At 39.4% G+C, this 21,754-nt stretch carries 19 protein-coding genes; 17 read left to right on the top strand and 2 right to left on the bottom strand.

All coding sequences use genetic code 11. The features are described from left to right. Positions 1-89 precede the first annotated feature (89 nt). From ODE14_RS06950 to ODE14_RS07030, 17 genes are all read left to right on the top strand, one after another. Positions 90-665: a hypothetical protein gene (locus tag ODE14_RS06950; protein ID WP_263603492.1), complete on the top strand. Its 576-nt coding sequence runs from the start codon at positions 90-92 to the stop codon at positions 663-665. A 2-nt stretch (positions 666-667) separates the two neighbouring features. Further along, positions 668-1,333, top strand: coding sequence for a hypothetical protein (locus tag ODE14_RS06955; RefSeq protein ID WP_263603493.1), 666 nt, complete (start codon positions 668-670; stop codon positions 1,331-1,333). 6 nt (positions 1,334-1,339) lie between these two features. Then, positions 1,340-2,170, top strand: coding sequence for a hypothetical protein (locus ODE14_RS06960; protein ID WP_263603494.1), 831 nt, complete (start codon positions 1,340-1,342; stop codon positions 2,168-2,170). 2 nt (positions 2,171-2,172) lie between these two features. Next, positions 2,173-3,417 (top strand): hypothetical protein, encoded by a 1,245-nt coding sequence (locus ODE14_RS06965; RefSeq protein WP_263603495.1) that lies wholly within the window; start codon positions 2,173-2,175, stop codon positions 3,415-3,417. A gap of 3 nt (positions 3,418-3,420) precedes the next feature. Continuing rightward, a complete protein-coding gene (gene traK, locus ODE14_RS06970; RefSeq protein WP_263603496.1) occupies positions 3,421-4,035 on the top strand; it encodes a conjugative transposon protein TraK in 615 nt (204 codons plus the stop codon). A gap of 1 nt (position 4,036) precedes the next feature. Next, a complete protein-coding gene (locus tag ODE14_RS06975; protein ID WP_263603497.1) occupies positions 4,037-4,390 on the top strand; it encodes a hypothetical protein in 354 nt (117 codons plus the stop codon). A gap of 33 nt (positions 4,391-4,423) precedes the next feature. After that, positions 4,424-5,626, top strand: a complete 1,203-nt coding sequence (gene traM / locus ODE14_RS06980; RefSeq protein WP_263603498.1) for a conjugative transposon protein TraM — start codon at positions 4,424-4,426, stop codon at positions 5,624-5,626. 4 nt (positions 5,627-5,630) lie between these two features. Next, positions 5,631-6,497: a conjugative transposon protein TraN gene (traN, locus tag ODE14_RS06985; protein WP_263603499.1), complete on the top strand. Its 867-nt coding sequence runs from the start codon at positions 5,631-5,633 to the stop codon at positions 6,495-6,497. Positions 6,498-6,540: 43 nt separating this feature from the next. Next, positions 6,541-8,535 (top strand): type IV secretion system DNA-binding domain-containing protein, encoded by a 1,995-nt coding sequence (locus tag ODE14_RS06990; RefSeq protein WP_263603500.1) that lies wholly within the window; start codon positions 6,541-6,543, stop codon positions 8,533-8,535. After that, positions 8,532-9,368: a M23 family metallopeptidase gene (locus ODE14_RS06995; protein ID WP_263603501.1), complete on the top strand. Its 837-nt coding sequence runs from the start codon at positions 8,532-8,534 to the stop codon at positions 9,366-9,368. Before ODE14_RS06990 ends, ODE14_RS06995 begins: the two co-directional genes overlap by 4 nt. A 33-nt stretch (positions 9,369-9,401) precedes the next feature. After that, on the top strand, positions 9,402-10,094 hold the full coding sequence (locus ODE14_RS07000; protein ID WP_263603502.1) for a hypothetical protein: 693 nt from the start codon (positions 9,402-9,404) through the stop codon (positions 10,092-10,094). A gap of 62 nt (positions 10,095-10,156) precedes the next feature. After that, the gene (locus tag ODE14_RS07005; RefSeq protein WP_263603503.1) at positions 10,157-11,809 is read left to right on the top strand and encodes a DUF6449 domain-containing protein; all 1,653 of its coding nucleotides are present in this window, start codon (positions 10,157-10,159) and stop codon (positions 11,807-11,809) included. Between the two features lie 67 nt (positions 11,810-11,876). Continuing rightward, positions 11,877-12,557 carry a hypothetical protein gene (locus ODE14_RS07010; RefSeq protein WP_263603504.1) on the top strand — a complete coding sequence of 227 codons (681 nt, stop codon included), beginning with the start codon at positions 11,877-11,879 and terminating at the stop codon, positions 12,555-12,557. Next, positions 12,550-17,694: an Eco57I restriction-modification methylase domain-containing protein gene (locus ODE14_RS07015; RefSeq protein ID WP_263603505.1), complete on the top strand. Its 5,145-nt coding sequence runs from the start codon at positions 12,550-12,552 to the stop codon at positions 17,692-17,694. Before ODE14_RS07010 ends, ODE14_RS07015 begins: the two co-directional genes overlap by 8 nt. A 96-nt stretch (positions 17,695-17,790) precedes the next feature. Next, positions 17,791-18,444, top strand: coding sequence for a hypothetical protein (locus ODE14_RS07020; RefSeq protein ID WP_263603506.1), 654 nt, complete (start codon positions 17,791-17,793; stop codon positions 18,442-18,444). A gap of 137 nt (positions 18,445-18,581) precedes the next feature. Beyond that, the gene (locus ODE14_RS07025) at positions 18,582-19,397 is read left to right on the top strand and encodes a hypothetical protein (protein ID WP_263603507.1); all 816 of its coding nucleotides are present in this window, start codon (positions 18,582-18,584) and stop codon (positions 19,395-19,397) included. 23 nt (positions 19,398-19,420) lie between these two features. After that, on the top strand, positions 19,421-20,614 hold the full coding sequence (locus tag ODE14_RS07030) for a Swt1 family HEPN domain-containing protein (RefSeq protein WP_263603508.1): 1,194 nt from the start codon (positions 19,421-19,423) through the stop codon (positions 20,612-20,614). 150 nt (positions 20,615-20,764) lie between these two features. On the opposite strand, the gene ODE14_RS07035 is transcribed toward ODE14_RS07030, so the two are convergent. Both ODE14_RS07035 and ODE14_RS07040 read right to left on the bottom strand, forming a co-directional pair. Continuing rightward, positions 20,765-21,073, bottom strand: a complete 309-nt coding sequence (locus ODE14_RS07035) for a hypothetical protein (RefSeq protein ID WP_263603509.1) — start codon at positions 21,071-21,073, stop codon at positions 20,765-20,767. A gap of 390 nt (positions 21,074-21,463) precedes the next feature. After that, positions 21,464-21,727: a hypothetical protein gene (locus tag ODE14_RS07040; protein ID WP_263603510.1), complete on the bottom strand. Its 264-nt coding sequence runs from the start codon at positions 21,725-21,727 to the stop codon at positions 21,464-21,466. Positions 21,728-21,754: the final 27 nt, after the last annotated feature.

A 21,754-nucleotide genomic window follows, 5' to 3' on the forward strand; every position in this document is an offset into this window, starting at 1 on the left:
GCGTATTCATTCCTATCGTATGTATGGTGATGATGTCTTCCGGTGGTGGCTCCACACCAGCCTGGCAACAAGAGAATGTCTCGTTCCCTATGATGGATATTGAGATCAATGCCACGATGAAAGAGCACGACCGGCAGAAAGAGATGCGGCAAAAGCAAACGCTTAATGCCTCTGTGGAAACTGCCAACCAGTCTCAATGGAAGAATTTTAAAGACAAAATAACCAAGATCCAGGACCGGTTACGGATCGTATCATTTGCTATACAGGCCATTCCAGCGGGAATTGTAGTAAGCAGGGAAACAACCAAAATCATAGATAATCAAACTGCCATTATCAACGAGATCAATACAGCACCCTACTCAATTATCGCGGCATTGCCTTCACAAATACAGTTTGTAGATGACCTGCAAATGACCTTGCGGTTACTTACGGGGATCATCCTGTCCTATGGAGCCATTAACCAGATGGAACAGTCCGAACGCAAGATCCTGCTGGATTATGCTTTGGGCGAGGTCAAGACACTCAGCAGGAATTCCACCCATATGCTCTTAAAGATACGGGACATCAAAGCTAAGGTCTTACGGAACAAAAGGGCTTTCCAGTATTACGTCAACAGAGACAAGCAGGTTGTGGAAAGTATTATGAACAACATCAAATCCTTTTAATAATGAAGAAAATAGTAGTCTTCGGAACATTTCTCTTTTCCGTCATTGTGGTTGATAGCCAGCAAATTGTCATCAATGATAAGCTGTTGACTCAAATTACCGTTAATCACGGGGTGCGACTTGCGAGTGAACAGGCATTCCTGGATTCGTATGAGAAGCAGAGAGAATTATACGACGATATCAACAATAAAACGATGCAGGTCATCGCCATCCAGGAGTACATCTACCAGCAGCTGAAGAATGTTAATGCGGCACTTACCCAAAGTAAAAAGCTGATCTATCTCTACCAGTATCTGGGAAAAATCATCAACAACTCCAATAAAATGATGGATCTGTCTGCACAGCATCCCGAATATGCTGTGCTGCTTTCAAAATATTATGTTGAGATAGGTAAACAGGTCTTAAAGCTCCAGCAGGAAGTTACGCAGAATATTCTGAACGAGGATAAGGATTTTCTGATGGATGCGATGGATCGCGAGATGCTGATCGAAAAGGTTTTTACCCGGGTGAGGAATATTCACGGAAATGTTCTGTACATCATCTTGAGATTAGAGACTGCAAAGAAGATCCCCTACCTCTATCAAGTGCCTGTACTCCGAAATTACATCAATATAGACAGGGCAATCGTCGGAGATATTATTCAGAAATATAAATACATCTTCAATTAAAAAATTATGAAAACACTACGTAGAAAAATACAATTATTTATGTTTTTGCTGATCACCATTGTACTATCCGGACAGGTCAGTGTAAAGAGGCTGAACGATCCTTCGATCGTTGCCCAGCATAAGAGAATGACCTTTGAGAGCTGGGGAGACTGGCGGCCATATCCCAAATATTTCCTGGGTATCCAGACCAATTTTGCCTATGCAACGGTTTGGGGAATGTGGGCACCCAAAATTAACAGGGATTACAAGGACGGTGACGATATCCGTCCGTTGAAACCTACAGGAGAACAAAATCTACGATTCGCACAACTAAAATTTCAGGAAGAGGAAGCTAAGAAGATCAAGGCTGCATCCGACACCATATACAAAAGAAGCGTTCAGGATCTGGCACATTGGACTTCGGCCACAGTTGATGCAGACCCGATATGGTTACTGTATTATAAACGAATGCTCAAGCCGATCACGGAATTTCCGGACATCCCGCAGAATTTTATGGAATGGCGACTGAAGGACCAGCAGACCTACGAAACGCTTAATAGTACGGGAACATTAAAACGGCTTCAGGAAGAGCTTGATCTTATAAAAGAGAAATACACGTTGTCCCGGACAATGGATATGCCGAGGGGAAAACGTTTCATCATGTATCACGAAACGCTGATCCGTTGGCGAAAATTTGTGCAGGAATTGAGAAAGTACAATAACAGGACAACGCTGCTTCTGGATTATAAAAACATCCTGAACAGCCATTTACCCACCGCATTGCCTACACAATGGACACCGGCCTCAGATAGAGGAATTGTTCAAAACGTGATGCAGCAATATAAACACAAATATTAGAGATGAATAAAAAACTAACTCTTTGCCTTTTGGCAATAGTACTCCCGGTCATCGCCTTTGCGCAGACCGATGGTGATTACAGCAACCTGCTTCAGTTCCTGAAGGGGGACGGCGCTTTTGAGAGGTGGTTTATGGAGGTCTTTACCAAGCTGGACACCAGTATTCAGGACAATGCTCAAGGTTCCGCATTGGTCGGAAGGGCTATCGGAGGACTGGGTGCATTGATGTATCTCGGTTATATGGGCTGGCAGATGGCCGCCGGAGACCGGGAATGGGAAATCACCCCGATGCTTAAACCGATTCTGATCGGCTTTACTTTAGTGTATTGGACAGGATTTGTCAATCTGATACAGGCACCGTTTGAGGCCATCGCAGAACCCGGCATTGCGATTTTCAGTGATATCGAATCTGAGGTCAATGACCTGAGGGTTCAGCGGTTTAAGAAGCAACAGCAATTGCTGGACGCGGTCATTAAGCTCAATGCCGAAGAAGATGCCAAGCAGGAAGTCATCAATAATACCTCTAAAGATGCAGATGATTCGTGGTTTGATATCAGCGACGGGATCGATAAGCTGCTACAACCTATCAAGGAATGGCAGATCAGGATGCAGTTCCAAATGCAGAAACTGGTTGCCGAAGTGATCGAGTTTGTCTGCCTCTCCATTCTTAGGATCTGTGTTTACCTGATATTCTTTATCCAGAAGATCTGGGCATATATTCTTATCATTTTAGGTCCTATTGCGGTTGGAATGGCATTAGTACCGGGATTTGAAAATTCGCTGTACAGCTGGGTATCCAAATTCATCAATATCAACCTTTACACGTTTGTGGCCTACACGATTATCAATATTGGACAACAGCTTATTGCTTCAGGTTACACCATGGAGATCGAACGTTATGACACCTTACTTACCAACGGAACAGTGACCAATCTGGATGCCTTGATGGTCTATGTCAGTAATTCCGGGATGATCTACAACCAGCTCTTCACTTGTGTCGCTTATATCGTGACGGGTATCGGAGTTTTGATGACCCCAACAATAGCAGACAGTATTGTTTCAGCAGGCGGAGCAGGTGCGATGACAAAAATGAAAAATGCGGCTGGAAAAGTGGCAAGCAGTGCCAAAACAGCAGTACTGACTGTGAAAACAGGAGGTGCGGCAGCAGCGGCGTCAGTTGCCAGATCAGCCACAGCAGGTACTGCATCAGGTCGGGTGAATAGTGCAATGAATAACAAAAAGAAATAAAATATGTTGATAAAAAATATAGAACAGAGAATCAAGATCAATAAGATCGTATCCTTATCAGCCATTGGTTTTGCCGTATTCATTGTCATTGGCGGGTTTTTCTTTTCCTATCGGATGATCCAGGATTCCCGCAGATCGATTTATGTTCTCGATAATGGGGTTCCGGTGTTGGCCAAGCAAACGGATATGCTGTTGAACCGGCCGGTTGAATATAAGGCGCAGATCGAATTGTTCCACCGTCTGTTTTTTACCCTCGCTCCGGATGATGCCTACATTAAGGAGAATATTCAGAAGTCACTCTATCTTATTGACGACAGTGGTAAAAAGGAATACACCAATCTCAGGGAAAAAGGATTTTATAATCAGATCGTGGCTTCCAGCTCAATGGTCAGCATCCACTCCGATTCGATCAGCCTCAATATGGAGCAGAATAAATTTCAATTCTTCGGAAAGCAGATGATCACCAGAAAATCTTCGGTCATTACCCGGAAGCTGATCACCGAAGGATTTTTTGAAGACATCATTCGAAGCCCCAACAATCCTCACGGGGTGTTGCTTAAGAACTGGCGCATCATCGATAACGAGGAACTCTCCAATCAAACCAAAAATTCCTATTAAGATGAATGCTTTTATAAAACAAACCGGACAGAAATTTCTGGAACGCGTGGCTAAAAATCCGAAGAGGTTCTTTGTGTATTCGATGATCATTCTTTCAGTCTCATTCATCGGGTCGCTGATACAGGGTATTTTCTTTCCTTCCCAAAAGACCTTTACCATAAAACCGCCTGTTCTTTATTCTAATAGTGGGATCAGCCAAAATACGGTTTCTGCTCACGACACGGAAATGGAAAAGATCGTCAGCGAGCTGAAATTCCTGAAAGACAAAAGAGACCGGAATGCTCTGCAAAAAGCAGACAGCCTCAGAATAGAGTTTCTATTTAACCGATTCCAACAGTTAAAAAATAGCCGCTAGTAATGAAGTCCTCTCATGTAAAAATCAAAAGCAATGAAGAAAATCAATTTCAAACAGAAAAAATATGTGCTACCGCTTCTGGCTCTGCCGTTCCTGCTTCTTTTCGGATACGTCGGTGCGGAGTTCTCGAAAGAGGATAAGCCCAAAGACAAGCCTAAGGAGCTTTCCCTTTCGCTCGGAGAAACTAAGGATTCGATTATGAATAAGAACGATGCCTATGATGCATTTTTCAAGAAAGATGACAACCGGACGATGCTGGAAGGACTGGATAAGGAACGGGATAGCCTGCTGAGTTATGATGACCAATTATCACTGGCTCAAAAAAGAAAAATCGATTCGCTGAAAGCGGTATCGTCAAGACAGAATCAATACCAGGCCAAAGGAAATCCTTCATCCTACTATGATTCAAAGAAAGGCAACGAGGATAACGATTATAAAAGGTCGGCGGAAATGATCCGGATGCTCAATGATAAATCGTATGGAAATCAGGAAAATAAATACGCTGATACACCAAAAGAAAAAACACAATCGGTCCAACCAGACCCTGTCAAATACCTGAAAGAGCAGATGCTTGTCATGGATTCCCTGGAAAAGGCCAGAGATCCGGAATACCAATGTAAACTGGCGGCGGAACAACGGCTCATAGCCAATAAGGAAAAGATGGAAGAATTTCTTAGTTCGACCTTCAATGTCAGCAAATCAGGAATCAACAATGTTTTCAACGCCTTTTATAAAGAACAGGAAAACAGCTTTATCAAAGCGGTCATTGACGAAAACAACAAAGGGTTTCTCGGTAGCCGGATCAGGTTCCGTTTACTGGAAGACATTTTTGTAAGCAACCGTAAAATCAGCAAAGGTTCCATTCTCTATGGGCAGATCTCGGGATTCTCCATGCAAAGGGTTGATCTTAAGATCATATCGGTGTTTACCCAGGGAGAGATATTTCCGGTTAACCTGTCTATCTATGATGTTGACGGGATGAAAGGTCTATATGTTCCCCAAAGTGTGTTCCGTGATATGATCCGTGAAATGGGCAGCAATTCGGTTCAGGGTACGCAGATGGATGTGGGCGGACAGGGTTTCTTTACCAGCATAGGTTCCAAGTTGTTCACATCCACTTCCAAATCCATTGCTAACCTGATCAAAACTAATAAAGCCAAATTGAAATACAACTCTTACGTATTCCTGATCGACGAAAAACAACTTAAAGAATCACAAAACCAGCAAAATAAATAAAATAATGAGAACTTTATTATACAGCCTGATACTGTTTACAGCAAACTTGTTAAATGCACAAACAGCAACCACGGAGCAGATCATTTCTGAACTGCCGGAACTTGAGATCAGCGAAGGGATCAACCTTCATATGATATCACCGGAACCCATTCAATACGTTGACCTTTCCACTGATAAACTGACCGGAGATCTCCCTGCCAACAATATCGCAAGGATTAAAATTAGCGATAACAAGACCTCTGATAAGGATAAGAAAAAACAGTCCACGCCTTTTTTCACTGGAGATACAGTGGGTATCATCACGGTTGTCGGGCAATCTTTCATAGCGCAATATAAAGCGGTCTATAGAAGCCCGGATAATCTCAATACCATTACCAACATCCACATTCAGCCTGAAGCCATGCAGCCTATCGAGTTTGATAAAATGACCTTCTCAAATCGTGAACTCAGACAATTTACTTTGGATATCATTCAAAATAAAGCTTACAAAAAGCCTATCAGAACAGAAAACAACCTGAATCTCAGTATGCAGCTTAATAATGTATATGTGATGGGTGATTACATGTTTCTGGATATGACCTTTAAAAATACCTCCAACCTGAGCTACGATCTGGAAACACTCAAGTTTTCCATAGAGGATAAAAAGATCCATAAAGCGACCAATAATCAAAGCATTGAAATGACACCGGTGTTTCAGATGAACTCTCAAAAGCACTTCAGGAAAAACCTCAGAAATATTTATGTGTTCAAAAAATTCACGTTTCCGAACTCAAAAGTAATGATGATACGGCTAATCGAGGAACAGCTCTCCGGAAGGACCATCGAAATGAAAGTGAACTATTCAGAAATTCTTAAAGCAGACACCTTCTAACGGAAGTTCCGCTTCCATTTTTCTAAACTTTAAATAAAAAGAAATGCAAGAGCAACAACATCAGATAAAAATCTACGGATTCCTGCAAAAGGCAGTCTACGCAGTAGTTGCCTTGGATTGTGCTTCTCTTTTTTACCTCCAGGCTCAAGTCCCGGTAGTCTCCAATCTATTGAAGAACTTCTCGAAGATGAGCTTTATTTATCCACCCATTAATGCCAAGTTTGCCACACTCATTTTGATCGGGTTGGTTGCTGTCGGGACAAAGGCAAAAAAAAAGAGAGACCTCAATGTAGCAAAGGAGATCATTGTTCCAATGGTTCTGGGACTGGCAATGATGTTCTGTTCCCTATTATGGCAGAAAGAAGCAGGAGACACCAAACTTCCAAAAGTCTTCCCCGGGATGAACCTGTACCAGGTCATTTATGCGGTTCTCTCTTTTCTGGGTGCTGTAATTCTTCAGATGGGTGCAGACAGCATCTCTAAGCTGATGCAGCAGAAAATGGGGAAAGACCGATGGAACGTGGAAGAAGAATCTTTTGACCAGAATAAGGAGCGGGTCAATACTGATACCAGCATTAATATTCCTTATCTGTTCCGGCATAACGGCAAGATCAACAAAGGCTGGATCAACATCAATCCATTCCGCGGAACTATGATCATCGGAACGCCAGGCAGCGGTAAATCTTTCGGGGTGATCAATCCGTCCATCCGTCAGATGATAGCCAAAGGTTTGTGCCTGTGCATTTACGACTTCAAGTTTCCGGACCTGGCGCAGATTGCCTACTATCACTATTTGATCAAAAAAAGTAAGGAAACGAAATACAACTATCAGTTTCATGTCATCAACCTGAATGAGGTCGAGAGATCAAAAAGGGTCAATCCTTTTCATAAAAAGTATATTCAAACCCTTGCGGAAGCACAGGAAATGGCGGAATCGATGGTGTCCTCACTACAGAAAGGCGGAAGCAGTTCAGGAGGAGGATCGGATGCGTTCTTTACCCAATCTGCGATCAACTTCCTCTCATCCTGCATTTACTTCTTTGCCACCCTGGAAAACGGAAAATATTCAGACCTGCCTCATATTCTCTCTTTTATGAACCGTAGCTACCAGGAAATTTTTGACACGCTGTTTACCAACGAAGAAATTGGGTCACTCCTTTCTCCATTCAAAACGGCATATGATAATAAAGCTTTTGACCAGTTGGAAGGACAGATCGGAACATTGAAGATATTTCTTTCCAGACTAGCGACCAAAGAAAGTTTCTGGGTTTTTTCCGGTGATGAAGTGGAATTGAAAATTACCGACAGGGAAAATCCGTCCATCCTGATTTTAGCCTCAGACCCCGGAACACAGGATATTAATTCTGCGTTGTACTCTTCGGTACTGAACAGAACGCTGCGTCTGGTCAATTCCAAGCACAATCTGCCGGGAGGCATTATTGCAGATGAGTTTCCGACCATTTACATTCACAAAATAGACAATGTGGTCGCAACTGCAAGAAGTAACAGGGTTGCTGTGTTGCTTGGACTTCAGGAGATTCCTCAGCTCCGCCAATTTTATAAAAAGGAGGTAGCGGATACCATTTCTGCCATTGTCGGAAATATTCTCTCCGGCTCTGCCCGGGATAAAAATACACTGGACTGGCTGGAAAAATTGTTTGGGAAGATCAAGCAGAAATCTTATTCGCAGTCAATATCGCAGCAGGGAACAACCACCAGCATAAATGAGAAAATGGACCATATGATCCCTGCGGGAAAAATAGCAGCATTGAAGACCGGCGAAATGGTGGGAATGATCGCGCAAGGAGAAGAAAACGATGCGGAAGAATACAAAACATCAGCGATCCATGGAAAAATCGATCTGGATATGAAAGCCATTAAAAAAGAAGAGAAGCATTATGCTCCGATGCCGGTCTATTACTCATTTATAGATAGCAGGGGAATTGACCGTAAGGAAGAAGTACTGATGAGCAATTTCCGGAAGATCAACAAGGAAGTCGAGCTTATTGTCAATGAATTTATAAGACCAGCCTCATGAAAACACTTACAACAACCTTTTTGATCGGATTGCTTTTATCTTTTCATTGCCTTGTCTATGGGCAATTCAATACGCTTACGCCTGCATTGCCGAAGAAAACAGATAACGCTCAGATCTTGGAGAAGACGGGAGAAAATAAAGTTCTGAAACAGCAAAAAGGCAAAAAATTCCGGAAGGATATTTTTAGTACGATCTCTAAAGCAGACCTGAAAAAAGAACTGGACTCTCTGAAAACAATGATCAAAGAAAATACAGATTACGACATTGAAAAATGGAATATACAGAATGTGAAGGATTCCCTTATTTTTCAGCTTCACAGTAAAATTATTGATGAACAAAAACGAAATAGACCTCTAACGAAGAATGGCTTTGAAAATAAAATTGAAGACATAACGTTGCCAAAGATCGCAATGCCATTAAACCGGGGAATTTCAGTGACATCATCTTACGGAAGGAGAATACATCCAATATTTGGAAAGTCAAAAATACATAACGGCATTGACCTGAAAGCCCTCTACGAAAATGTATATGCCGTAATGGATGGAATGGTGACCGCAACAGGCTGGGATCCCAAAGGCGGCGGAAATTACATCAAAGTAAAACACTACAACCGGTATGAAACAGCTTACCTGCATCTCTCAGAGATCTATTACAAAGTTGGGGAGCTGGTAAAAGCGGGTTATGTCATTGCCAAAAGCGGGAATTCCGGAAATTCTACAGGAGCACACCTACATTTCGCGGTCAGGGAAAATGGGAAGTACATCGATCCTGTCCAATTTCTCAATGACCTTATCGTAGCAGATCATTGGCTTGCTACATCCTATCAAAACTAAATATTCTTACACTCTAACGAAAAATATCATCATATGGAAAATAACAATTTGCCCACGGAAGAACTGAAAACCTATGGCATCATCAATGAAGACCTGACATTCTCCAAAAAATTAAGTGCTGACGACGTCCAAAAGTTTCTCCGAGGCTATACGATCGTCGCTGATAATGACAGGAACCGCGCTACTTTTCAACTCACCGACAATAATACCCTGCTGAAGGTCATCTTTCTTGAGCGGGACAAAAGCCTTGCGGAAATTCTCGAAAACAGCAAAGAAAAAGTCCAGTATTCGGATATCAAAGACCTGTCAAAATCTCCCGACCAATGGAATATCGAAAAAAAAGCATTCATCTTCGATAAAGAAAACAGAAAAATAGTGGAATTCGATTTTATTAAAAATGCCACTGAGCTCACCGCTATTATTGCCGATCAAAAGGACGTGCAGGAACTCAGCCGCTATAAAGCCGAACTACAGAAGCTGAAAAATTACCTCTACGATAAAATCGACCAATACCCGGAAATCGCCAAAGCAATTTCTAATGATATAAACATTGTCTCCAGGGAAATCGATTCTGTTACGAGAATATCTGTAGAAGATAAAAGAATGCACAATGGTAATTCCGATGTTCAGCTCAACGTCAATGATAGGGATCGCTATGAAGACGCTAACCGCAACCGGGAAAATGCAGAACAGCAGCAGGAAGAAAAACGAAGATTTAAAAGATAAGTCCTTTAAGAGCCACTGACGCTCTCTTAAAAAATATAAAACCTAACTCAAAAATGTAAACAATGGATCTATTTGAAAATTACCACCTACTTCCCGAAGAACTGCAGGCAGTCTTGGATAAGTGGCAGCAAAAAGAAGCAAATGTGGGACTTGATTACAAGGATTGTAAAGCTTTTCAGCAGGAGTGTGAAGCTGTCGGTTACACCTTCGACTATCAATTAGATGCACAGCCATTTGATTTGCGTCTCGTCAGTTCAGACAATCAACAATTAAATAATGTGATCGATCATCATAATACTGACAATATGATATCAACAAATGAAACGCAAGCAGCTGATCTTCCAAAAGGATGGAATTGGAATGATTACGATGATGGAAGCGGTTCCCTGAAAAGTCCGAATGGGAACAGCTTTTATGGTTATGATTTGCAAACCCAGGAATACCGATTACCGTACGGTAAAAACGAGTGGACAGGTATGAAGGTCTCTTTTGATACTTCACAAAGCCTAAGCGAATTTAAAAGCTTTGCGGAAAATGATCTGAAAGAAAAGGCCCTAGTCAACCTTCTTTCCCCGAAGCTTTCCGACCAAGAAATTAATGATCTGCTCGATCACAAAAATAATACAAAAGAGAAAAAATTTATACTGCAAGATCTGAATATCAACCAACACCAAAGGGAGAGCTACCTGGAAGAGAAAGAATTCGGAACAACAAGCGGAGACTACGCTTTAACTGAGCAACAATTAAGACAACTACCGGATTTCATTGATGGACACCAGCTATCTAAGAATGATAAATACGAGTTGGCTTATGGCCTACTTCAAAAACAGCAGTACGCAGAAGCTTACTCTGTATTGCCGGGAGGTGGAATTATCAAAATGTTCCTGGACGAAGAAGAGATGTCCGCATACAGGCCATTATCAATCAATGAAATAAAATATAACGATCAAAATTCAAACATTATGGAAACACAAAAAGATTTCGACCAGGTGCAGTACCTGAAAGACCAGCTGAAATATCTAGGTTTCGGCGAAAGCGAACAGCTTCACAAAGATCTCGAAAAAGGCATTAGATCCAGCAAAACGCAATTTGAACTAAAAACGTCCTCTGATAAGACATTGCCTGAAAATAAGGTAGGGTTTCTATTGCGATTTAACAAAACGGATAGCGGGGGTGTATTTTTCAATTCTTACCATGCAATCCTGGATAATGACAAAAATGAGACCATCCATCAGAAATTCCAGGTCAGCAAGGAGCATACATTCACTGCTAAGGAAGCCGTGAATCTTCTGGAAGGGCGCGCCGTTAAAATAGAATTTAAAAACCCGAAGACCGAACAGATGGAACCGGCGTTTGTCCAGTTAAATTTCGATGAGCCAAAAACCGATAACGGAAACTACTACTTCAAGAACTTCTATAAAAATTATGGGGTTGATACATCGAAGATCGTAGAGAAAGCAAATTTGATCTTCGATAAACCGGAATGGAAGGATAATGCTATAAAATCGTTGGAGAAAGGAAATATCGTCAAAGTAAAATTTCAGCAGGACGATAACGTCATAGAGGGAAAAGCAGTTCTGGACCCTCAGAACAGAAACCTTAAACTCTATGATAATGATATGAACAGGCTGAATACCAATAAACCTTTGGAGGGTTTGGAACAAGATAATAAGCACGAAAAAAATAACGTGAAAGAGCAGAGCATCAAACGATAACGAAATACCTGACCAATATCCGAAAGCGGCAGGTCTTATGGTCTGCCGCTTTTTTAAAATCAACACGATGAAAATAAAATTGACAATATTATCCTTTGCGATCATTCTATGCTTTAGCTCCTGCCACAAGGAAGTCAGATCCGAGAAAGGAGGAATTGATATCATTTCCAATGTCTATTTCGAAGCCTCCAGAGGCCTTGAAAGGATGCAGAGCTTCCACATTTCCAAAATGAGCTACTCAAACGATAACCTGATAGAGATCGTTCCCGACCGAACCTTTCCGGAAATGAGTAAGCAGATCTATTTTATCAAAGATTCTCTCTGCTATGCAATAGGCTACGAAAGAAAGACCACCATCTTTTCGGAGATTGTCTTAAAACAAAAGCCTTTGCTCGTGTGGGATAAGAAAGAGGGTGCTGTTTTCTCAAAAGAATGGATCCCGAATTACAGGAACAGAAGAAAATTATCTGACACCGTTTTGTTTGGAAAGCAATACAAACGCTTTGAAATTAATTCCCCCTGGAACTATACCCGGTTCTACATTTACCCCACCGACACCATCCTACCCTACTCATTATACCGGCACGCGGAACTTGATTATCACGGCCGTTTGGAACGCATCGACTCTTACAATAAGAAGAACGACATCTTTGTCACGCTTCAATTGATTCCGAGAAAAAACTGGGATCACATAGCTAGAGAATTATTTGAGTTTGATCATTTTGTAACACGCAGTAAAAATGAGTGAGTCTTTACAAATTAACGATGACCTCACTATCATTGAAGGAAGTAAAAATGAACTGGTACTTTTTGCAAAAAGTGAGGATGCTAAGTCGTTCCAAAAACTTTTGGAACTTAACGGGCAGTCCAATAGCAGAACCCTTGTTACCCTTAATACCGCTGTCAATGCGAAGAAATTCATTAACCGGTTCCAACATTTTGAAGGTAAGATCTTTTTGTGTCTTGAAGGAAACCGGACAGGCGATGCGGAAACGCTGAAGATCCTGATGGATCTTAAAGAAAAGAATATTAAAGACATCCGAAAAATGTACAAGATATCCGGCGATGGAAATAAAGATCTGACCGGATATCTTCACAACAAATTAAATCATCTTGACAAAAGCAGTAATTTAGTCACATCAAAAGAATCAGAAAATGCAGCCACTACAATTAGACCACAAGGAATATCCAACCCTCAGCACATGGGATCCGAATTTTCTGGAAGAGATCCTGGAAAACCTTTGCAGGACAGCCAATCCGAACAAAAAGGAGATTACGATAGAGGACAAATTATGGGCAGCCCAAATGCTGGAAATGGACCTTCAGGCTCAGAGCGGAGCGGTCTCACAGCCGGAGAACGAGGAAGAAGATCCACTAACGGAATACAATCGAAGCATGCTGAAGAAAAACCTTCCGTGGGCAGAATCCTATTCGGGCGAATTGCACCCAACACAGGAAGATCCGACGGACAAATACCCAAGATAAACACAAATTCTGCAAATGTTGCAGAACTACACGGTCTCATCTCAAAATATAATGGTCAGAAGCTGACCAACCAGCAAGTTGCAGAAGTTGTTTCTGCAGCTTGTTTTATTTCCGAAAGCAAAGAGGTTGTTTTTAAAGATGGCATTGCCATTACCAATGAATTGAAAGACATCTGCAATCAGTTCAAAAGCGGCGGTGTCGCAAAGGAAGGTCGTGGTATTCTTGACGAATATTACACCGATGGGAAGCTAATTGACGCCGTCCGAAACCTCATCAAGGAACCACTCAAAAACAGGAAGGAAATAAGCATTTTGGAACCTAGTGTGGGAACGGGCAACTTCTTGTATGCAGTCAAGGGACTTTCTTCTAAGACAAATCTATTTGCCTTTGAGATCAATAAGACCGCTGCGAAGATCGCGAAAATAATCCATCCCGAAGCAACTATCCATCTCCGTTCTTTTGAAACCGAATTTATCGACGAGAAGGGAAACAAAAAAGACTTCTCTCAACAGTATGATCTGGTTATCGGTAATCCTCCTTATGGGGAACATCGCGGTCTCTATAAAGGTTTGGGTGAGGAACCGAAACTTTCCAAATATGAAGATTATTTTGTTAAACGCAGCCTGGATGTCTTGAAAGACGACGGAATCCTGGCGATGGTCCTTCCCTCCGGCTGGCTAAACCGCCAGAAAGAGCTTGAAAATGCTGAACTGCTCAAAGCTTTCCGGTTACCAATGGGAGCATTTGCAGGAACACAGATCGGAACGGATATCATTATCCTGAAAAAGTCCTCGCAAACAATCAAGCATAATATCTCTGATCACTTCGAAAAGTTTCCTGAAAACGTTTTGGGTGAGATGCGTGAGAGATCGAATCGTTTTGGACGGGTGGAACTCTATGTCCACGGAGATCTGGATGAAGCATTACAGAGGCTGGAAAGACTTGAAACCAAAAAGCAAACTGAGAGGATCGGAGATCTTTTTGAAGACCTGCTTTTTGAGAATACCAAAGCCGAAGCAAAAATACAACAAACAGTTCTGCCCGAAAAAAGTGGTGATCCGGAGCACGGAACTGAAATTGATCTTTCAGAGGTTCAGGATAAACTCCAAACGGTCCTTTCCCAACTCAACGACATCAAATTCAAGTCACCGGCTATTTTAAAGGAGATTGAGAAATACACCAATCTGCAAACTCAGGTGACCAATAATCCTAACAACTTCAATAAGGATCAACTGTCTGAAATTATTGAAAAGACCGATAAAATACTTCAGGCTCAAAATAAAAGAAAGGAATCTGAATACGGCGTCCAGACCAAACCGCAAATCAAAAAAGGAATATTAAAATACCTGTTTTCCAAAACAGATGAAGTAATCAATACTTCGCTTCAGAATAGCTCTGATATCAGCCCGCAACAAATTGAAGCCTTTCGGGACACGGATTATGACGGAACGATTAATAACAGGGGCAAACACTATCCATTCGCCAACTTTATAAACGGCAGATGGGTACACGACTTTTATTATGCGGAAGGAAACATCTACGCCAAGTTGGAGCAGCTTGAAAGGGACTTTGCCGACAAACATTCCATAGGCGGGACGGAAGACCAGTACGAAAAACAAAAAGCATTACTACAGCGTGTTTTGCCGAGACCAAAATCTATTGATGAAATATCGATCAGTCCCAATCACGAGTTTGTCCATCGATTCGCATTGGGACAGGTGGAAAAAGAGCGGTACAACTATAATACAAAACTAAGCGAGGTCGTCACTGTTGACTATAACCTGGCAGAGAAATTCAAAGATTTTGTCGGAACTCTATCAAGTGATGCTTTTCAAGGTTCTTCAGCCTGGGAGGTCCGACAGTTTGTGGATAATGAGACCGTAACGGGAAGTGATAAGGAGCGAAATGCTTTAGTCCGGGACAGAAGAAAAGCTGCGGCCAATGATCTCTTTCAAAAATTTATCCGTGAAGAATTATCGGATGATCTTAGGGAACGGTTTGTTAAAGACTTTAACAGAAATTACAACAATATTCACGTTCCCGACTATTCCAGGTTTCCTTTATTTTCTAAGATCTATAAGAATTTCAAAGGACAGGAATTAAGATTAACCGAAGTTCAGAAAGCAGGAATCGGGCGTTTAACAACAAAGGGTGTCGGCTTACTGGCACACGAGGTTGGATTCGGAAAAACTTTATCCGGAATCCTCTCAATGCACGAAGCGATGGAACGGGCAAATTCCAAAAGACCGTTGATCGTGGTTCCCAACGACAGCATACTCAAGCAATGGGTCGAAACCATCTTTGAAACGATACCGGGTGCTAAGGTCAATGTATTAGGCAATCTCGGTAAAGATTATGACCTTTCAAAATTTGACAACAAGGACGGAGAAATTACCATCGTGACGTATGAGGGCTTCAACAACATAGGTTTCTCGGAAAGTATTACCCAGGATCTGGCCTCCAAGTTCTCTTATATTTCCGAAAGCGAACTACGCAGTGTGAACTCGATCAGCGAGAGGGACTTCCAGAGAGAATTGGAGAAGACCAGAGAGGTGGAGGGTAAAATGAAGCGCGGAAAGATCTACGATTGGGAGTATTTTGGTTTCGACCATATGACCTTTGATGAAGTACATAATGCCAATCATATTGTAGGTAAGGTCAGAATTGAGGACAGAAGATTTTCCTCGGACTTCAGAAGCCAGAATCAACAGACTTCTAAATTAGGTATCAATACGTGGATGGCTGCACAATATATTCAGGAGAAATACGACGGAAGAAATGTTACCCTACTTTCTGCAACGCCATTCACTAACAAACCGCTCGAATATTATTCCATCTTGTCCCTGATCGCCAATAAACGGCTTGAAGAATCGGGCTATTTCAATGTCAATACCTTCTTCGAAACCTTTATGGAAGCGGATACCGACATGGAGATCGATGCGAAAGGTGATGTGAAGTTCAAATCCAATGTACGTCGATTTAAAAACAATTCTTTGTTTCAGCAGCTTTTGTCTGAATTTATTGATATCAAAGGCGAAGAGGATAATCCAGAATTGATTCGTCCTAACAAGATCAACAAAGAATACAAGATCGAGCAGAATGACCTGACTCGCGAGCAATATGATCTATTGACCGAGAATTTCAGCGAAACGGAAAAAGGGGCGATTCTTACCCATATTCTGAATGCGAGATTAATTGCCATTTCTCCGTATTTGTCGCCTTATTACGAAGGGGAATTTCCAACAGTACAAGAATTTATCGAAAACTCACCGAAGCTGAAAGAAACCATGAACCTCATCCGGCAGAATAAAAATGACATTCCGGACGCCGGACAGATCATTTATTCTGAATTAGCAGTCTCGGAATTTCCAAGGATGAAAGAATATCTGATAACCAATATCGGTTACAATCCCGATGAAATAGGTATTATTACTGGCGCTACCTCCAAGGTTCAAAAGATATCCATTCAGAATGATTTTAATTCCGGAAAGATGAAGATCATCATCGGAAGTGAAGCGATCCAGGAGGGAATGAATCTCCAGGAAAACACTACGGATCTGTACCTACTTTCCCTACCCTACAACTTTACGACCTTGAGGCAAGTGGAAGGGCGCGCATGGAGACAGGGAAATAAGCACGAAAATTTCAGGGTCAACTTTATGCTGACCAATGATAGTATTGATGTGTTTATGCTGCAGAAATTGCAATCGAAACAGGCCAGATACATGGAAGCAATGAAAAAAGGTGCAGATGTACTGGACATCTCTGATATCAGTACGCAGGAACTTAAAACGTCTATCATTACGAATCCTGAAACAAGAGCAAATATTGAAATTGAATTGATGAAAAAGAAGATCGAAAGTGAGAAAAATAAGCATCTGGCTGATATTGCGTTCGTCCTTAGAAAACAGGAAGACTTTCTAAAAGTGAAGGAAATGGTAACCAAAGCTGAACAATCTTATAACAGAATCCTAGGCTACTGCCAAAATGAAGATGAGAATACCTATTACTGGAAAAATCAACTCCCTTCTTACCAGAAGACGATTGACCAGGCTAAAGCGGAAGTTCAAAAAACAATCGAACTCTTAGGTGAAAAAGGGGTTAATGTCGCGGAAATAGAAATTCAAACCAAAAACACGGAAGATACAATTGCTGAATTGGATAAAAAATTGGAGGAGCTTCCAGAGATTAAGACACATCTAATTCACCATTATAAGGAGGAGAAAGCGAAAATAGTGAAAAATAATAAAGAAGTTAATTTTGTAAACGACCGAGCTAACGAGAATAAAGCAATGTTTAAACTATTATTAGAAAAGCAATCCTTCAGTAAAATTCCTCTGGTTGAGATAAATTATCAACCAGAAATAAATATTCAAATTGAAGCAAAAAGAAAAAGGTAGAGAATATTCTTTAGCTCTAAAAAATGTAAATTTGAGGATAATAAAAACTATAATCAACAAATGTCCATTAAAAAATTCGCTCTTATAAAGTAAATTTTGAATATAATAATTATAGCGACATCTTTAATATTAGTAGCAATATCTGCTAGTGCTTTAATTATTATTCAAGTAAATCTCCGTAAGGAAAATTTTGATCCTAGTATAATCGGATTAAATAATTATTTAAAAGAATTTAGTGAATTTAAAGAGTTATTTGCCGCAACAATAACGCTAATCGTCGCTTATTTTGGGATCCTTAGATTAACTGCCGCTGAGTTAGCCAATAGAGAAAAGGTAAAACAGGACAGATTTAATGAGTGGAAAAATTTATTAGATATCCGAATTATTGAAGTCGAAAAAAACAACAAGTATTTTAAGAGACAATTTATTACCTTACGATGGAAGCTATTTGAAAGATTATATGATAACAAAATGGAAATAAATTCTCAAAAAGACTTAAATATAATCTTTAATGATGAGATGCGAAGCTCGGTACGATTTCTAGAAGAAATGAATGACAAATATTCTTCAAAAGGAGTTTATCCAAGCAAGGACTATAGCTATATATACGACGATTTTCAATTTATATTTTTAGGAATACTGGATAAATATTATAATGGTATAGAAGAGGACCTGAAAAATATTATTTTAAACTCTCTAAATCCAGAAAGAACCGTTGATTACGATTTATATACTTCAACATTTCGATAAAACTTGTTATTTGTTGCTTCTAATTTACATAACAAGTCCATTGGAATCAAAATAAAAAAATACTCAAATGCTTTAAAATTTAGATAAATATTTTTATTACGCAAAAACAATGCGCACGTCAGTAATTACTTTGCATCATGAAATTAACAGTTAGAGACTTACAACTATTAATAAACGACAAAAACAAAACAGCTTACAATTCAATGTATGATATAATTGTAGGTCAGTTCGAAAGCGCTTTGCATTACATTGACGTTGACAATCTTAATGAAGAAAGACAAAAGGTACTCGGAACCTGCGGGATTTATTTGAGTTCAATTGTTGAATTATTACATACACTGCGTGATTTAATGGATAAAGGTTATATCGAAAGTGCTGGCTCAATTGCTACTGCATGTTGGGAACGTATTTTAACACTGAGGAAGATTTTGATTGATCCAATTCGAAATGCTCAAATTCATACAGATCATGCGTTAACAAAAAAAGCTCCTTGGAGAGTTTACGATATGGTTTGTGATGTTTTAGAGAATGAACGTAGAAGTAAAAATATTACAACCAAACGTCCTTTCGAGGAAAAGAATTTTTATATGCAATATACTGTTTTAAGTAGTATTAAGCACGGAAACCCTTATACTATTTCCCACCTATATAGACCTGATTATAGCTCAGACAAAAAATTATTTAAGCTTAAATCAAATGATAGTTTAGAGGATAATGATTTAAAAATATATATTAAGATGCTAGTTATAGATAATGCTCTTGATGCACTTCTTGATTTCAGTAAAGAGTTTAGATCAAATTATAGTTTTTTAGAAGATTTGAGGCAAGAATTTGACCGCCTTATTGGTTACATTGAATTACAAATACCTTCCATAATGCTTACGAACCCAGAAGAAATGGGACAAGATTATTGGGATTATTTAATTGAATTAGAAAAGAGTCGTAAATTTTAAACAACATTTTGCAAATATAAAGGATGAAATTAGAAAATTTAATCAAGGCGGTTGCTGGTGGGCTCAAAATACTTCACATTTTGAGTCCTAACTGTAAGGAAATTAATTTAAAAGAAGTTAGTTTATTAAACGAGGATACACTTTGCTGTAGCTTTTATCCTATTTCACAAAAATCTAATGATATTAAGTTAGAGATTGCTACTATTATGGGATTTTTCAATGGCTTTTTTAAAGATACTTCTTATGAAAATATTAATTTCAATTATTATGCGGTTCGAGCATATGATACGAACAATGTGGAAATACTGAACGCTCTATCAACTAAATCAGCTGCAGAATATATAGGAAAAGGAAGATCAATCGAGTGGTTAAAATTAACCCTTTTTCAAGAGAATACCGAAGACTATCGTCTATCCCAAGCAAAGCAAATTATTTCTGAAATTGAGAATGGTCTTAGAGAGATCGTAAAAATCAAACTAAAAAGCAAGTTTGGAGATGAGTGGTGGGATATTGGTCTTAACAATAAATTGGGAGCAGAAGTAAAAGAAATGTATTTTAAGCAATTTGATATTGACTGTGGTAATGGTGATATTTTAATATCCTACACATTTACTTTACAATTAAAAAAAATCATCTTAACCCACTTTAATTTGTTCAAATCTTATTTTCAAACCCAAACTAATTTTGAAGGTTTAATGGATGATTTAAATAGATTGAGACGAGAAGAAGCACATAACAGATCTATTTCAGATCTAGATTTGGAAAACCTCAGGGATCTACACGAAAAACTATTATCTAAAGTTTTAATCGATGTACCATCTTTTCAATCAGTTTTTCTAACTGAAAATTGGAGAATAAAAATAAAAAGAATTTTTACTGAAAGACAATATAAATCGGTTCACAGTGAATTCGAAGTAAATAATGAATCTAATCTTGAAAAGAAGCTTTTTAAAATTAAAGAAAACCTAAACTCTTTAATCTCATATTTAAATGATACAGTAATAAAATTACGCTCAATTACTGTACCTGTGCATAAAAAAGATCTTCATAATGAATTAATATTCTGTTATGAGAGACAGAAAAATCTCCAAGAATCATTGTTAGAGCAAACATTAACGCTTAATAATGAAAAGATAAATTCGATTGTTAATGAAATTCGATTGCACGAGATTAAAATGAATGAACTTTCTTCAAAAATTCTATTAAGCGAGAGCTAAGAAAATTGTATCGTGAAAATCTGTTGACTTTTCTCTATTTATAAAAAGAAGTTAATTATAGTGAATTACAAATAAATTGTAGTAATCACTACTCGGTATTACAATTGTCAAAATTAAGATGATTTTTTATATGATAAGATATTAATTAATTCACTTATCTGATTTCTCAATTGACCATTTGTGATAAGAACACAGATTGCCTTCGTGTGCTTCGTACAAATCTAGGGGTGTTGCGCAAACTGAGCAACGAGCTGATTCTTGCTTGTAACCGCAGCGTAAACAACATTCTTCGGAATAAATATAGGTTGCTAAACCACATTCAGGACATTCATCATAAGGATGATCTCCTCCATCGGTAACAGCTATATAAGCATCGGCCTTTAGTTGTTCATGAATACATTCTTCAATGACTTCTTCAAAATCAAATTCATTCTGGCATTTTTTACAAGTCAATGTCATTTTTGAGGCGGGCTGGTATTCTTTTTCACATGATGCATAAATAAGATCAGACGAACAAGTTGGACATCTAAGATACTCGATAGCAGAAATAAGGGTAGGAAATGCCCAATCTACCTCAGCAAGAGATTCTACGCTACCATTTTTTTCTCTTTCATAAATATCGTCTGCTTCTAAAAAAACGCTCCAAGAATCAATACCAAAGAGTTCAATTGGATTTTCGTTTAGATGGTTTTTACAGAAATCGTTTATTATTTTAAAAGATTTTGAAACAATTTCATTAATTACCGATGGCGGTTTTTCTGTATAATAATGTTCAATAGTATTTCGAAGTTTACCGATCTCGTTGAGAACCGCCCAATCTACTTTTACACCTAATGAACTAAACCTTTCTTATATCTGCGCAACATCGACTGTTTTATCACCTTTGCCTTTAAATAATAAACCATTGTCGGAATTTAAAACGGGCCTTATATCCTTTTTAATTAAAACCTCATCACTATTTTCAGGGGACATTCTGCGAAGTTTCTCCTTAAATAAAAGAAGTATTCCTGCAAAAATATTTCTTAACGCAGATTGTGCCCGCCTTGGATCATCATTCATATAGTCTTCAAGACCTATTTGGATTGCCTCAACGGCATTATTAAGAATTTTCATTGGAGAAAATTTTATTCTTTAGTAACA

Origin of the sequence: Chryseobacterium sp. PET-29, assembly GCF_025736815.1 — a bacterium.
In the GTDB taxonomy this organism is placed as follows: domain Bacteria; phylum Bacteroidota; class Bacteroidia; order Flavobacteriales; family Weeksellaceae; genus Chryseobacterium; species Chryseobacterium nepalense.

Coding starts and splice junctions, on each gene's coding strand:
- ODE14_RS07025 (WP_263603507.1), top strand. CDS start 18,582: ATGAAATTAACAGTTAGAGACTTACAACTATTAATAAACGACAAAAAC.
- ODE14_RS06995 (WP_263603501.1), top strand. CDS start 8,532: ATGAAAACACTTACAACAACCTTTTTGATCGGATTGCTTTTATCTTTT.
- traK (WP_263603496.1), top strand. CDS start 3,421: ATGTTGATAAAAAATATAGAACAGAGAATCAAGATCAATAAGATCGTA.
- ODE14_RS06965 (WP_263603495.1), top strand. CDS start 2,173: ATGAATAAAAAACTAACTCTTTGCCTTTTGGCAATAGTACTCCCGGTC.
- ODE14_RS06975 (WP_263603497.1), top strand. CDS start 4,037: ATGAATGCTTTTATAAAACAAACCGGACAGAAATTTCTGGAACGCGTG.
- ODE14_RS07000 (WP_263603502.1), top strand. CDS start 9,402: ATGGAAAATAACAATTTGCCCACGGAAGAACTGAAAACCTATGGCATC.
- ODE14_RS06955 (WP_263603493.1), top strand. CDS start 668: ATGAAGAAAATAGTAGTCTTCGGAACATTTCTCTTTTCCGTCATTGTG.
- ODE14_RS07015 (WP_263603505.1), top strand. CDS start 12,550: ATGAGTGAGTCTTTACAAATTAACGATGACCTCACTATCATTGAAGGA.
- ODE14_RS07005 (WP_263603503.1), top strand. CDS start 10,157: ATGGATCTATTTGAAAATTACCACCTACTTCCCGAAGAACTGCAGGCA.
- ODE14_RS06960 (WP_263603494.1), top strand. CDS start 1,340: ATGAAAACACTACGTAGAAAAATACAATTATTTATGTTTTTGCTGATC.
- ODE14_RS06990 (WP_263603500.1), top strand. CDS start 6,541: ATGCAAGAGCAACAACATCAGATAAAAATCTACGGATTCCTGCAAAAG.
- ODE14_RS07010 (WP_263603504.1), top strand. CDS start 11,877: ATGAAAATAAAATTGACAATATTATCCTTTGCGATCATTCTATGCTTT.
- ODE14_RS07040 (WP_263603510.1), bottom strand. CDS start 21,727: ATGAAAATTCTTAATAATGCCGTTGAGGCAATCCAAATAGGTCTTGAA.
- traN (WP_263603499.1), top strand. CDS start 5,631: ATGAGAACTTTATTATACAGCCTGATACTGTTTACAGCAAACTTGTTA.
- ODE14_RS06950 (WP_263603492.1), top strand. CDS start 90: ATGATGGATATTGAGATCAATGCCACGATGAAAGAGCACGACCGGCAG.
- traM (WP_263603498.1), top strand. CDS start 4,424: ATGAAGAAAATCAATTTCAAACAGAAAAAATATGTGCTACCGCTTCTG.
- ODE14_RS07030 (WP_263603508.1), top strand. CDS start 19,421: ATGAAATTAGAAAATTTAATCAAGGCGGTTGCTGGTGGGCTCAAAATA.
- ODE14_RS07035 (WP_263603509.1), bottom strand. CDS start 21,073: ATGACATTGACTTGTAAAAAATGCCAGAATGAATTTGATTTTGAAGAA.